The sequence below is a fragment of the Hydrogenophaga sp. genome (assembly GCF_048549895.1).
GTDB lineage: Bacteria > Pseudomonadota > Gammaproteobacteria > Burkholderiales > Burkholderiaceae_C > Hydrogenophaga.
In genome coordinates, this window is record NZ_JBLYYB010000218.1 from 1 (window position 1) to 13173 (window position 13173).

A 13173-nucleotide genomic window follows, 5' to 3' on the forward strand; every position below is an offset into this window, starting at 1 on the left:
GCCTTTGTGTCGTGCAACGTCCAGAATACCAAAGGATTCTGATTTTCAGGCTTTGAGTCGGCGGATTCAATCGATACAATATGCGGATGAAACTTTTGAAGATGATCTTTATCAATCTTTCGAATTGTCATTTAGGTATGACTCCCTTTTTCATTAAAATCCTCATCAAGCATCGCTGCTTGGTAGCGCTCAGGTAGCGCAACTCCAATCTGATCGGCCGCCCATTGCAAGTAAATGCCACTTGTTTTACTGCTGACATGGCCCAATTGGGGGGTGATTTTCAACTGAATAACATCAGTGAGCAGAGAAGCAATCAGAAGTCCATTCACCGGCCGATGGGCTTCATAAAAGATCTCACTGGCACGAACTTCTTGCATCAGTGTTGAACAAGCCCACCAATGACGTCCGAGATGGGGAGACCAGGCAGGAAAAGGAAGATCCCCCGATTTCCATGCTTTATAGAACCTGGGAGCTGTTTCTCTGCGCCCCTCAGAGGTTAGAAACAAATGGACTACGCTGTCTCGTCTCTTTTTTTGTGCTTCGGCCCCCCGCACTTGGACAATCGATCTGGCAAGTAACAGCGGACGTACGTTTTGGCGATAGATGTGAAGCCTATTGGCTAGCCTCAATGGGATTTTGATTTGGCGCTTTGGACCAATTTTGTCTCCATTGTCAAAACCAAACTCTCGCCCTTTAGTACCATATCGAAGAGTAACCGAGACAAGCTGCTCATTCACCTCTGCCGTGGGGTTGACAATTACCCAATCTTTCGGATTCAAAGGTAGGGTGTCTACGCGCCAACAGCAAACCTCTTCACGTCTCACAGCAGTTTCAATTACTGTGTTGCACATCAAACCAAATGTTTGTCCGCTTTGGTCGTAGACGGAAGCCAGCCAACGATCTAGATCCGTATCAGCAGGCATCTGCAAGGTGCGTGGAGGCTGACGTACCCGGCCCTGTCTGATGTCAGACGATTTCCCTCGATGCGACACCGAACTGGTCGCTGAGCCCGTTGCAAAGGTGCGCGTCACAAGTGGAACTTCAAAGGGGGGCCTTTCCCCTTTGGCCGCCATCCATGTCAGGAAATCTACGGCCGTGTCCACGTAGAGGTTCACTGTCGCTTCACTCAATCCACGACTCTCTCGGCCCCAAATTCCGGCAAGGAGCTCCGTTTGGTATCGCCCGTAGATGTGATCCACGTAGTCTGCCGTGAGCAGGTCAATTCCTCTTTTTTGCGCCCACTCCAAGAAGTTGCAGAGCCAGGCTGCGTATGACTGAATGCTCTTAGCTGTGGGCGGACGCACAGACAACCCAGGCTTTCCAGCGACCCAGAGGCCGAGGCCTCGATCAAGGATGTACTGGGATCCACTGCGGTGATAGCCAGGTCGAGCATCTAGGATAAATGGAAGGTGAGCCACTCGTCCGTACCCTGCGTTGGTAAACCAGCTGGGATCAGAGTACTTCACCTTAAAGTTGTACTTGCTCATGTTCAGTGCTTAGAAGAGATTTGAACGGGCGACGAAGGGACAGCGATCAACCTCTAGCTCGCTGTACCGAAAGTGAAGCTCTCTTATAAAGGTTCACATCGTGGCCTATTGCACCGACCTGGGTTTTGGCGCGGCGCGCGGCGCCGAGATGCTCTCGCTCATGCTGTTCTGCGGCATCGCCAGCCGGCTCATCTCGGGCTGGATCTGCGACCGCATCGGCGGCATCCGCACGCTGCTGCTGGGCTCGGCCTTGCAGTGTGTGGCGCTGCTGCTGTTCATCCCGTTTGACGGGCTGGTCTCGCTCTACCTCATCGCGGCGCTGTTCGGCCTGTTCCAGGGCGGCATCGTGCCGTCTTACGCCATCATCGTGCGCGAGTACTTCCCGCCCAAAGAGGCCGGCGCGCGGGTGGGCGCGGTGATCATGGCCACGCTGGTGGGCATGGCGCTGGGCGGCTGGATGTCGGGCTGGGTGTACGACCTGACCGGCAGCTACGACGCGGCGTTTCTGAACGGCATCGCCTTCAACCTGCTCAACATGAGCATCGCGCTGTGGCTGTATTTCCGGGTGCGGCGCATCACCCGCGCGCAGCTGGCCGGCGCCTGACCACGGCGGTCTTGCCCTGCGGCTCGCTCTGCCGCCGAACGCCGTCCAGCAACGCCAGAAAGCGGCGCGCCGCCACGCCCAGTGGGCGCGCCTTCGGCCAGACAGCGTCCACCCACAGCGGCATGACGTTGCTGAAGTTCTCCAGCGGGATCTCCACCAACAGCCCCGCCGCCAGGGGCGAGCGCACAAAGCCCTGCGGCAACCACGCCCAACCCAGGCCGGCGATCACCAGCCCCATGGCGGCCACCGGCGTGTCGGTGCGCCACTGGTGACGCGACATCACGGTGCGCTCGTCCGCGTCCACCGAGTGCCGCCCGGCCACGACGATCTGCCGCTGCACCGCCAGATCGTCCTCGCGCACGCCCCGCGAGGCCTGGCGCCCGCGCAGCATCGGATGCGTGGGCGCCACCACCGCCACCAGGATCTCGCGACCGACCTCCTGAAAGCCCTCGCGCGCATCCAGGCTGGCGCGCTCGAACACCAGCGCCACGTGTGCCCGCCCGCTGTGCAGCATGCCCAGGGCATCCGTCTGCGGTGCCGCCAGCACCTCCACCTCCAGCAGCGGGTGTTCCGCCGAGAGCTGCACCAGCGCCGCACTCCACGGCGTGGCCGCCAGCAACTCCGGCGCCACCGCGATGGTCAGGCAGGGCTCCAGACCCTGGGTGAGCGAGAGGGCGTGTGTGTCCAGCTTGAGCAACTGCTCCGCCAGCAGCCGGGCCTGCGGTATCAGGGCCACCGCCTGTGGCGTGGGTCTGGGCTCGCGCCCGCTGCGGTCAAACAACACCAGGTTCAGGTCGGTCTCCAGGTGGGCAATGGCCATGCTGACCGCTGACGGCACCTTGCCCAGCGAGCGGGCGGCGGCTGAAAAGGAGCCATGATCGAGCACCGCCAGAAACACCTTGAGGGATTCGAAGTCGAAGTTCATCTGTCAGTCATATTGATAGAAGCTGACTTCTAGTATCAGCCAGAACGACATACAGTGCGGCCTTCGAAACCACGGAGAACTGTTGTGCAGGGAATCTGGAGACGCGTCGTGTACATCGGCCTGTACGAGGCGGTGGCCATCGCGCTGGCGGGCTGGGGCTTGATGGTGATGTCGGGCAAAAGCCCGTTTGAAAGCGGAACGCTGGCCATCGCCACCTCGGTGGTGGCGGTGGTGTGGAACCTCGTGTTCAACACGTATTTCGAGCGCTGGGAAGCGCGGCAGGCCACCACCGGGCGCAGCGTGAAACGGCGTGTCTTGCACGCGGTGAGTTTCGAGATCGGGCTGGTGGCCATGCTGGTGCCGCTGATCGCCTGGTGGTTCGGCGTCACCCTGTGGCAAGCGCTGGTGATGGACCTGGCGCTCGTGGTCTTCTTCCTGGTCTACACCTTCGTTTTCAACTGGGCGTTCGACGCGGTGTTCGGCCTGCCGGTCTCGGCCAGCCGGGGTGTGGCGGTGCAGGCGCCGTGACGCACCGCGCTCAGTGCGCCGAGCGCGCCATCTCGGTGGCCAGCGCGCCCAGCGTGCGCAAGGCGGCGTCCACACGGTTGTCGCCCGGGTGCCCGACGTTGAGGCGCAGGTGGTGGGTGAAGCGCCGGTCGGCTGAGAACAGCGCGCCGGGTGCGGTGCTGATGGAGCGGGCGCGGGCCCGGTGGTGCAGCGCGAGGGCATCCACCGAGGGCGGCAGCTCAAGCCAGATGAAATAACCGCCCTCGGGCCGGGTGGTGCGTGTGCCGGGCGGAAAGTGCCGCTCGATCAGCCGCAGCGCGTGCTTGCGCTGCGCCGCGAGCGACTCGCGCAGGCGCCGGAGGTGGCGGTCGTAGCCGCCCTGGGCCAGGTAGTCGGCGAGCGCGAGCTGGGTGGGCAACGCCGTGGCCAGCGAGGTCGTCATTTTCAGCCGCTCCACCTGCGGCGCGTGGCGCCCGGCGGCGGCCCAGCCAACCCGGTAGCCCGGCGCGAGGCTCTTGGAAAACGACGAGCAGTGCAACACCCCGCCGTGCTGGTCAAACGCCTTGGCCGGCGGCGGGCGCAGCGAGCCCGCATACAACTCGCCGTACACGTCGTCCTCGATCAACGGCACGCGGTGGCGCGCGAGCAGTTCCACCAGCGCTTTCTTGCGGGCCGGCGACATCAGGGCACCCAGCGGGTTCTGAAAGCTGGGCATGAACCAGCAGGCGGCCACACTGTGGCGATCCAGCAGCACGCTCAGGGCCTCCAGGTCCACGCCGTCGCGCGGGTCGGTGGCCACCTCCACCGCCTTCAGGTGCAGGCGCTCCAGCGCCTGCAGCGCGGCATAAAACGTGGGCGACTCGACCACCACCACATCCCCCGGCCGGGTGACCGCCTGCAGACACAGGTTGAGCGCTTCCATCGCGCCGTTGGTGATGATGAGTTCGTTGTCGGCCAGCGGCATGCCCTGCAGCGCATGGCGCCGGCGCAAGGCCTGCCGCAGCCCTTCGTCGCCGGCGGTGAGCGCGCCGGTGATCTGGCCGGGTTTGAGGGCGCGCATGGCGCGCGCGCCGCTGCGGGCCAGTTCGTCAAACGGGAACAGGTGCGAGGCCGGAAAGGCCGAGCCCAGCGGCACCACATCGGCGTCGCGCGTGGACCCCAGCAGGTCGAACACCAGCTCGCTGATGGCCACCGGCGTGGCCTCGCTGCGCGGCGCGGCCACCTGCGGCCCGGCACGCACAGCACGGCGGGTGGCCCGCACATAAAAACCGGAGCGCGCCCGCGCCTCGACCAGCCCCTCGGCCTCCAGCTGGCCGTAGGCCTGGAACACGGTGGACGGGCTCATGCCGCGCTGCTGGCAGGTCTCGCGCACCGAAGGCAGGCGCTCACCCGGGCGCAGCAGGCCCCCGCGAATGGCGGCGGCCATTTCTTCGGCAAGTTGCCCGTAGCGGGTCACGCGGAATGTGTTCACCACAAACTGATCCGATGATTTTTCAATTAATCTGAATCTTGCGCATCAGATGATTCGCAGCGAGGATACCCGGATGCTCCCACGTACACGCCTCGCGGCCCTGCTGCTCACCACCCACATCGCGTGGGCCGGCGCGCAACCTATGCCCCGATTTGAAGACTCCCTGGCCCAGCGCATGCAGGCCTGCATCAACTGCCACGGCCAGCAAGGGCGTGCCGGCCCCGACGGCTACTACCCGCGCATCGCCGGCAAACCCGCGGGCTACCTCTACAACCAGCTCAAACACTTCCAGACCGGCCAGCGCAAACACGCGCTGATGGCGCGCATGGTCGATCCGCTGAGCGATGCGTATCTGTGGGAGATCGCGCAGCACTTCGCAGCGCTCCAACTGCCCTACCCGGCGGCCCTGCCCGCCCGCGCGCCGGCCGCCGTGTTGCAGCGCGGCGAACAGCTCGCGCTGCGCGGTGACGAGGCCCGGCAGGTGCCCGCCTGCACCGCCTGCCACGGCGCCGCCCTCACCGGCGCACAGCCCGCCACACCCGGCCTGCTGGGCTTGCCACCGGACTACATCAACGCACAACTGGGTGCCTGGCACAACGGCACCCGCCAGGCCCGCTCGCCCGACTGCATGGCCACCCTCGCGCGCCGCCTGCCGGCCGCCGATGTGGCGGCCGTGAGCGCGTGGCTGGCCGCGCAACCGGTGCCGCCCGATTCGGCACCGGTCGCCACCAGCGGCACGCGCGCGCCGCTGGAATGCGGCAGCTTCACGGCACCGGTCACCCCGGCTGCGGCCACGGCGGTGCGGCCATGAGCCCGCGTGCACGCTGGTCGCGCAGCAAGGTCGCTGCGCTGACGCTGGTGGCCCTGCTGCTGTGCGCAGCCACCTGGCTGCTGTGGCCGGCCCGGCCGGTGGCCGTGGTGCCCTCGAACACCACCGCGCAACGGGACGACGCCGCCACCATCGAACGTGGCCGCTACCTGGCCGTGCTGGGCAACTGCATGGGCTGCCACACGGCGCGCGGTGGCGCGGCGTTTGCCGGCGGGCGTGGCATCGCCACCCCGTTCGGCACGGTGTACAGCAGCAACCTCACGTTTGACGCCACCGGCCTCAAAGACTGGGGCGCCGACGACTTCTGGCGCGCCCTGCACCACGGCCAATCGCGCGACGGGCGCCTGCTGAACCCGGCCTTCCCGTACACCAACACCACCCACGTCGCGCGCGCCGACAGCGATGCGCTGTTCGCGTACCTGCGCAGCCTGGCGCCGGTGGCGGCGACCGCTCCGCCCAACGACCTCGGCCAGTACCTGGGCTCACAAGCGGCGCTCAAGGTGTGGCGTGCGCTGTACTTCACACCGGGCGAAGCATTGACGGTTGCGCCGGCAGACGGGCCGCTGCGTGGTGCCTACCTCGTCAACGGCCTGGCGCACTGCAGCGCCTGCCACGTGCCGCGCAACGCCCTGGGCGGCAGCAGCGACATGCTCTCGCTCGCCGGTGGGCTCATGGCTGCGCAGGGCTGGTACGCGCCCTCGCTGCTCGACCCGGCCGAAGGCGGCGTGCAGGCGCGCGAGGTGGCCGAGATCGTGGCACTGCTGCAGACCGGGCGCAGCGGCACGCACATCGTCACCGGCCCCATGGCCGAGGTGGTCCAGCACAGCACGCAGCATTGGCAGGCCGACGATCTGCAGGCCATGGCCACCCACCTCAAAGCGCTCCCGGTGAGCCGCCGCCCCGAGCCAGCGCCCACCGATGCACGCCCGGCGCAGGCCATGGCCCTGGGCGAACGCCTCTACGAACAGCACTGCGCACAGTGCCACGGCGCACAAGGGCAAGGCATTCGCGGCAACGATGGCCAGTGGGCCTACCCACCGCTGGCGGGCAACAGCACGGTGTTGCACAGCGTGCCGGCCAACCTGGTGCAGGCGGTGCTCTTCGGTGGCTTCGGCCCGAGCACGGCGGGCCGCCCGCGACCCTTCGGCATGCCGCCCTACGTGCTGGAACTGAGCGAGCAGGAGATTGCCGACGTGTCCACCTATGTCCGGGCCGCCTGGGGCAACGCGGCAACCCCGGTGTCGGCGCTCGACGTGCAGCAGCTCAGGGCATCTGCCGGCCGCCCGTAGAAGGCCTTGGCGGGCACCGGCGACTCACAGCGAGCGCTGCGACACACCGCCGGGTCGGGCCGAGTAGCGCACCCGACCGTCCAGGGCCTCGATCTCCACCCGCGCGCTGCGCCGCCCATACACCTCGGTCTTGAGCCAGTCGATCTCGGCGTCCAGATGGTCGGTGTCGGGCACGGTGCAGAACCAGACCTTGGCGTCCGCGTCCCAGCGGTAGCCTCGGCCTTTGAGCTGGTCTTTGGACTCAAACGGCGAGCCGGTGGCGCGCAGCTTGTAGCTCGGTCGCGAAGCGGCGGTGATCAGTTGCGACAGGCCCGTGGCATCACCGCCACCCACTGGCCTGGCCAACACCTGCAGCAAGGCATGGCAGTCCACCCGGGCGCGGTGGGCGTCGTAGAACCAGCCCTGGTCCTGGGCCAGCGCGCTCAGTTTGGCCGAGCCCGCCCCGGCAGCCTTCCAGTCGATGTCGGCGAACGAGCACGCCCAGGCCTTGGCGGCGAAGCCGGGGAAGCGGGCTTCCACAAACGGCCGGTCGAAGCCGGCGTTGTGCGCCACGATCAGGTCGGCCCGGTCCACCAGGGCCTGCACCTGCGCATCGTCCAGCCGCTGCCCGGCCACCATCTCGTCGCTGATGCCGGTGACTTCCTGCGCCACCGGCGGTATGGGCATGCCGGGATCTTCGAAGCCTTCAAAGATCTCGACCGGCCCCGACGGCAGACCGGTGGCCGGGTCCACCTGCACCAGCAGCATGGCCAGCTCGATGATCTTGTCGGCCTGGTGCGACAGGCCGGTGGTCTCGGTGTCGAGCACCAGCACGCTCAGCGTCTGCGCCGGGTTCTGCAAGCGGGTGGGCGGGTGGCCGAAATCGGTGACGGGCACGAGGCGGCGCAAGACGCGGAAGTCGGGGTCTTGCTCCAGCCGCTGCGCCATGGCCTCCAGGCTGAGAGGGGTTGCCACAGGAACCGGGGTGGTGCGCGGGGGCTCTGGCGGAGTGGGTGCGTCGAACTCGAAGCTGGATTGGGTCATCGGCCAAGCCTACCCGCTCCACGAGCTTTACACGCGCGACCTTCAGGTGAATCCACATCGGCCTAGCATCCGCCCACCGCCCCAAGCCATTCTGTTCAATGACTCCCATCGACCTGTTCCCGCCCACGCGCGAGGCCGCGCTGGCGCGCATCGCCGCCGTGCGACCGGCCGACTACGCGCGCAGCCGCAACGCCATCGAAGGCGCCGTGACGCAACTCTCGCCCTACATCACGCACGGCTTCGTCAGCCTGCCCGAGGTGCTGGCCGGGGTGGCCGCGCAGCACCCACTGCATGTGCAACACAAGTTCGTGTTCGAGCTCGGCTGGCGCGCGTACTTTCGCCATGTGTGGTACCACCTGGGCCCGGACATCCTGGACTCGCTGCACGACGGCCTGCTGCCCGAACACGGCTACGCCACCGAGGTGCCGGCCGACGTCCGCCAGGCGAGAACCGGTGTGCCGGTGATCGACATGGCCGTGCGCACGCTCTACGCCACGGGCTACCTGCACAACCACGCCCGCATGTGGCTGGCGAGCTACCTGGTGCACCTGCGCAAGGTGCACTGGCGCGCCGGTGCGGACTGGCTGGTGTCGCACCTGCTCGACGGCGACCTCGCCAGCAACCACCTGAGCTGGCAGTGGGTGGCCGGCACCGGCAGCAGCAAGCCCTACCTGTTCAACGCCGACAACGTCGCGCGCTACGCACCACCAACCTGGCACAGCGCGGGCAGCGTGATCGACTGCTCCTACGAAGCACTGGACGCCATGGCCCGCAGCGGCCGCCCGGTGAAGACCACGCCCCAGGGCGATGGCGTGGAGGAGCCGGCGTTGTGGTCGGTGCCGCAGGGCGTGGCATCGGCCGCACCCCAGGCGGCCGACGTGAACGGGCGCGATGTCTGGCTGGTGCACCCGTGGGCCTTGGGCGAGCCGCCAGCCAACCTGCCCGCCGGCTGCGTGCGCGTGGGGCTGCGGCTGGCCGAGCACCACAACGCCTGGCCCTGGAGCGCAGCGCGCTGGGCGTTCGTGAACACGCGCATGGCCGAGCTCACACCGGTGCGCTGGCACGCCGACCGGCACACGCTGGCGCAGGCGCTGGCCGGTGCACGCTCGGTGCAGACCCTGGCCGATCCGCATGTCGGCCCACTGCTGCCACCGCAGGTGGTGCAGCGCGAAGCGGCGCACCTGTTCCCGGCGGTGCGCATGCATTGCACCTCGTTCTCAGCTTGGTGGAACCGCACCACGCGGGGCGTGAAAACGCTGAACGATCTGCCGGGGCTGGCCGCCGGGTGAGCACTGCGCAGCGCTGAAGCCAGCGGAACCGATCCGGATCAGCCGGCCTGCTGCCACAGCGGCGCAAGGCGTTCGCTGATGCGCCGCCCGTGGGTCAGCGTCACCTCGTCCAGCGAGAGTTCGCTGCGGCGCTGACGCGCGGCACTGAGCGCCGCCACCGCGTCGGCGGTGGCCCCCAGCCGCTCGAAGGTGGCGGCCTGCAGCACGTGGGGCAGGTGAAAACGCGGGTCGGCGCGGCACGACAAGCGCGCCTCCACCAGCGCCGCGCCCATCGCCACGTGCGCCTGCGCGTTGCTCGGGTTGAGTTCGAGCGCGTGTTGCAGCGTGTCGATGCCGCGTTTGTAGTGGCCTAGGTCGCACAGCGCGCAGCCCGCGTAACCCAGCACCTCGGAGCTGCCGTCGTCCAGCGTGATGGCCGAGTTGGCCGAGGCGAGCACGTCGGCGCGCAGGTCGGGGGTGTCGGGGACCATGCCGATGTTGGACGCCAGGATGGTCAACAGCGCATAGTGGCTGTGGCTCAGTCCGAAGCTGGGGTCCAGCCGGGTGCTGCACAGGAGTTCGGACCGCGCCGTGGCCATTCCGTCAGCGCTCCAGCCTTTGGCGGCCAGCGCGCCCACCGCCTCGTGGTAATGCGCCCAGGCACCGAGGTTCTCCGGGCGCTGGCGGCGGATGTGGGCGATCTCGGCGCGGGTGAGTTCGGGCTCGAGCTCACTGATGATGCCGCGCGCGATGGTCTCCTGCGCATCAACGGCCTCGTCCGCCCGGCTGTCGAACTGCGCACTCCACAGGATGCGCGCCGATGCCGCCTCGATCAGCTGCAGCGAGACACGCAGCGCGTCGGCCTTGGGGCGCACGCTGCCCTGCACCACAAACCGCACGCCGAGTTGTCGGGCCACGTCCTGCAAGGGCGCCTCGTGGCCACGAAAGGCCAGCGATGAGGCGTGCGCGATCAGGATGAAGCCGGGCACACGGGCCAGCAGCGCGGTGACGTCTTCCACCAGGCCTTGCGCAAAAAATGCAATGCGGGGCTCGTCCGACAGCACGCTCAGCGGCATGACCGCGATGGTGGGGCGCTCCAGCGAATCGGGTGGCAGCGGGGCGGGCTCATGGGCCGTCTCGGGCAGCGGGTCGAGCGTGAAGCGGTAGCCCCGGCCCGACACGGTGGTGATGGCGCCCGCGCCCAGAACCTTGCGCAGCGCGGACACGTGCACCGAGAGGTTGTTTTCTTCCACCACCTGGCCCGGCCACACCTGCTCCAGCACCTCGCTTTTGCTCAGCACGCGGTCGCGATGCGTCACCAGGCACAGCAGCAGGTCAAAGGCGCGCGAGCCCAGCGCGGCGGGCGCGCCATCCACCAGCAACACGCGCTCGGAAGGCCGGAGCTCGAATCGATCGAAGCGGTAGGAAGCGGGCACGTGGGCTCCTGAGGAACGGTGACTTCAGAAAATACAGGAAGTCTTCAGAAAAAGCCAAAGACGCCTGGGGCACCCCGGGCGGACAGTCGGGTCTCCAGACAACGCCATTGTTGAATCACAACCCGAAGGAAGCCCCATGGACACCGCAACCGATTTCACCGCCCTCAAACAACGCCAACAAACCGCCTGGGCCAGTGGCGACTATGCCGTGATCGGCACCACGCTGCAGATCGTGGGCGAATCGCTGGCCGAAGCCTGCGACCTGCGCTGGGACGAAACCGTGCTGGACGTGGCCGCAGGCAACGGCAATGCCAGCCTGGCCGCCGCGCGGCGCGGCTGCGACGTGACCTCCACCGACTACGTGAACACCTTGCTGGCGCGCGGCGCCGAGCGTGCGCGCGCCGAGCACCTGGCCATAGCCATCCAGGTGGCCGATGTGGAAGCGCTGCCTTTCAAGGACGCCAGCTTCGACGTGGTGCTCTCCACCTTCGGTGTGATGTTCGCACCCGACCAGCAACGCTCGGCCGCCGAGATGGCGCGCGTGTGCCGCCCCGGCGGGCGCATCGGCATGGCCAACTGGACACCCGAGGGTTTCATCGGCCAGCTGTTCAAGACCCTGGGCCGCCACCTGCCGCCACCAGTGGGTGTGAAGCCGCCATCGCTCTGGGGCGTGAAGTCGCACCTGGAGACCTTGTTCGGTGACCAGGCATCGGCCATCGCCGCCACCCCCAAGGTCTTCAACTTCCGCTACCGTTCTGCCGAACACTTCGTCGAGGTGTTCCGCACCTGGTACGGCCCGGTGCACAAGGCGTTTGCGGCCCTGCCCCCAGAGACCGCGCTGTTGCTGGAGCGCGATCTCATCGAGTTGCTCAACCGCATGAACCAGGGCGGCGCGCACTCGCTGGTGGTACCCAGCGAATACCTGGAAATTGTCATCACGCGCCGCTGAACACAGCCGTTGAACCCTGGCAGGAGACACGCCATGACCGCACAAGAGCACATCCGCAACGCCTTCGGCCGCATGGCACACGTGTTCGCCAAAAAGCCTGAAGCCGCCCAGGCCACCAGCGTGATGCGGGCGCGGGTGGTGAACGGGCTGCGCTGCGAGGCCCAGGAGGGTGACTGGCGCTTTTGCATCGACATGCCGGTGGAAGGCGGCGGCGGCGGTGCCGGCCCCACGCCCGGTGTGCACGGCCGGGCCGCGCTGGCGAGTTGCCTGGCCATCGGCTACGGCATTTGCCTGGCGCGTGCCGGCATCGAGGTGCGCAGCCTTGAAGTGGAAGTCGCGGTCGACTACGACAACCGGGGCCTGCTCGGCATGGACGGCATCTACCCCGGCTACCTCGGGGTGCGGCACACGCTGTACCTGGACGCAGGCGCCACGCCCGAGCAGCTGGCGCCGGTGATCGCCGAGGCGCAGCGTTGCAGCCCCTACATGCACGTGTTTGCCGACCCCCAGCCGCTGCAGGGCAGCGTGGTCTACGGGGCACGGGGCTGAGCATGGACGGGCGGCTGCAGCTGCGTGTGCAGCGCTACGGTTGGGACCGCGCCTCGACCCGCTACGAAACCCTGTGGCGCGACGCGCTGGCGCCGGCCACGCAGGGCGTGCTGCGACTGGCCCGGCTGCAGCCAGGCGAACGCGTGCTCGACGTGGCCTGCGGCTCGGGCATGCTCACGCGCGCTGCGCTGGCTGCGGTGGGGCCACAAGGCGCGGCTGTGGGCTGCGACGTGTCGGCGGGCATGGTGGCGGTGGCACAAGCCACATCCATCGGCTGCCACTTCCTGCGCACCGATGCACAAGCCGTGGACGCGGTGCTGCCGCCCGATCATTTCGACGTGGTGCTGTGCGGCCTGGGCCTGATGTACATGCCCGACTCCGAGGCCAGCCTCGCTGCGATGGCGCGTTGCCTGCGGCCCGGCGGGCGGCTGGTGGTGTCGGTGTGGGGCGAGCGCTCGGCGTGCGGCTGGTCGGGTGTTTTCCCGATCGTCGACGCGCGCGTGCAATCCGAGGTGTGCCCGATGTTTTTCCGCCTGGGTGAGGGCCACGCATTGCACACCGCGTTGGCGGGCGCACGCCTTCAACACGTGCACACCGAACGCATCCACGCCTATGGCGGACACTTCGGCTACGATTTGCTCGTCACTCAGGACACCCACGCAGTGTGTCCGCCATCGCATGGAACGCTGTCCGCGATGGGAATGGAATCACTGTCCGCCATCAGTGGAATGCGCACACCATCCATAGTCGAGACTTGGCTGTTGAAAAAAGCCTGTGCCCGATGTGTGCCTTGCTTGTGCCGCGCCCACCCCCTCAGTGCAACTCAGGTAGTTGAA

12 protein-coding genes and 1 pseudogene are annotated in these 13173 nt (G+C 67.2%); 8 read left to right on the plus strand and 5 right to left on the minus strand.

All coding sequences use genetic code 11. From position 1 onward, the window contains the following. Nucleotides 1-131 precede the first annotated feature (131 nt). Complete coding sequence (locus ACN4F8_RS20520; protein WP_419475271.1) at nucleotides 132-1487, minus strand: site-specific integrase; 1356 nt, start codon at nucleotides 1485-1487, stop codon at nucleotides 132-134. A gap of 88 nt (nucleotides 1488-1575) precedes the next feature. On the opposite strand from ACN4F8_RS20520, the pseudogene ACN4F8_RS20525 reads away from it, so the two are divergent. Then, nucleotides 1576-2091: pseudogene (locus ACN4F8_RS20525) on the plus strand (MFS transporter); the annotation flags it as partial. Here the strand turns inward: ACN4F8_RS20525 and ACN4F8_RS20530 are convergent. After that, nucleotides 2063-3016, minus strand: a complete 954-nt coding sequence (locus ACN4F8_RS20530; protein WP_419475272.1) for a LysR family transcriptional regulator — start codon at nucleotides 3014-3016, stop codon at nucleotides 2063-2065. The pseudogene ACN4F8_RS20525 and the gene ACN4F8_RS20530 sit on opposite strands and share 29 nt — an antisense overlap. 84 nt (nucleotides 3017-3100) lie before the next feature. On the opposite strand from ACN4F8_RS20530, the gene ACN4F8_RS20535 reads away from it, so the two are divergent. Beyond that, complete coding sequence (locus ACN4F8_RS20535; RefSeq protein WP_419475273.1) at nucleotides 3101-3544, plus strand: PACE efflux transporter; 444 nt, start codon at nucleotides 3101-3103, stop codon at nucleotides 3542-3544. A gap of 10 nt (nucleotides 3545-3554) precedes the next feature. Here the strand turns inward: ACN4F8_RS20535 and ACN4F8_RS20540 are convergent, their stop codons facing one another. Then, nucleotides 3555-4979, minus strand: coding sequence for a PLP-dependent aminotransferase family protein (locus tag ACN4F8_RS20540; RefSeq protein ID WP_419475282.1), 1425 nt, complete (start codon nucleotides 4977-4979; stop codon nucleotides 3555-3557). Between the two features lie 88 nt (nucleotides 4980-5067). Between ACN4F8_RS20540 and ACN4F8_RS20545 the strand changes: the two genes are divergently transcribed. Further along, nucleotides 5068-5805 carry a c-type cytochrome gene (locus ACN4F8_RS20545; RefSeq protein WP_419475274.1) on the plus strand — a complete coding sequence of 246 codons (738 nt, stop codon included), beginning with the start codon at nucleotides 5068-5070 and terminating at the stop codon, nucleotides 5803-5805. Next, a complete protein-coding gene (locus ACN4F8_RS20550) occupies nucleotides 5802-7112 on the plus strand; it encodes a c-type cytochrome (protein ID WP_419475275.1) in 1311 nt (436 codons plus the stop codon). Before ACN4F8_RS20545 ends, ACN4F8_RS20550 begins: the two co-directional genes overlap by 4 nt. Before the next feature lie 24 nt (nucleotides 7113-7136). On the opposite strand, the gene ACN4F8_RS20555 is transcribed toward ACN4F8_RS20550, so the two are convergent. Continuing rightward, nucleotides 7137-8066, minus strand: coding sequence for a 3'-5' exonuclease (locus ACN4F8_RS20555; RefSeq protein ID WP_419475276.1), 930 nt, complete (start codon nucleotides 8064-8066; stop codon nucleotides 7137-7139). Nucleotides 8067-8233: 167 nt separating this feature from the next. Between ACN4F8_RS20555 and ACN4F8_RS20560 the strand changes: the two genes are divergently transcribed. Then, complete coding sequence (locus tag ACN4F8_RS20560; protein ID WP_419475277.1) at nucleotides 8234-9424, plus strand: FAD-binding domain-containing protein; 1191 nt, start codon at nucleotides 8234-8236, stop codon at nucleotides 9422-9424. 38 nt (nucleotides 9425-9462) lie between these two features. Here ACN4F8_RS20560 and ACN4F8_RS20565 read toward each other — a convergent pair whose 3' ends face one another. Beyond that, a complete protein-coding gene (locus ACN4F8_RS20565) occupies nucleotides 9463-10839 on the minus strand; it encodes a winged helix-turn-helix domain-containing protein (protein ID WP_419475278.1) in 1377 nt (458 codons plus the stop codon). Between the two features lie 136 nt (nucleotides 10840-10975). Between ACN4F8_RS20565 and ACN4F8_RS20570 the strand changes: the two genes are divergently transcribed. From ACN4F8_RS20570 to ACN4F8_RS20580, 3 genes are all read left to right on the plus strand, one after another. Beyond that, nucleotides 10976-11788 (plus strand): class I SAM-dependent methyltransferase, encoded by an 813-nt coding sequence (locus tag ACN4F8_RS20570; protein ID WP_419475279.1) that lies wholly within the window; start codon nucleotides 10976-10978, stop codon nucleotides 11786-11788. Nucleotides 11789-11821: 33 nt separating this feature from the next. Then, nucleotides 11822-12337, plus strand: a complete 516-nt coding sequence (locus ACN4F8_RS20575) for an OsmC family protein (protein WP_419475280.1) — start codon at nucleotides 11822-11824, stop codon at nucleotides 12335-12337. Nucleotides 12338-12339: 2 nt separating this feature from the next. After that, nucleotides 12340-13173, plus strand: an 834-nt coding sequence (locus ACN4F8_RS20580; protein WP_419475281.1) for a class I SAM-dependent methyltransferase, incomplete at its 3' end; no start/stop codon positions are given.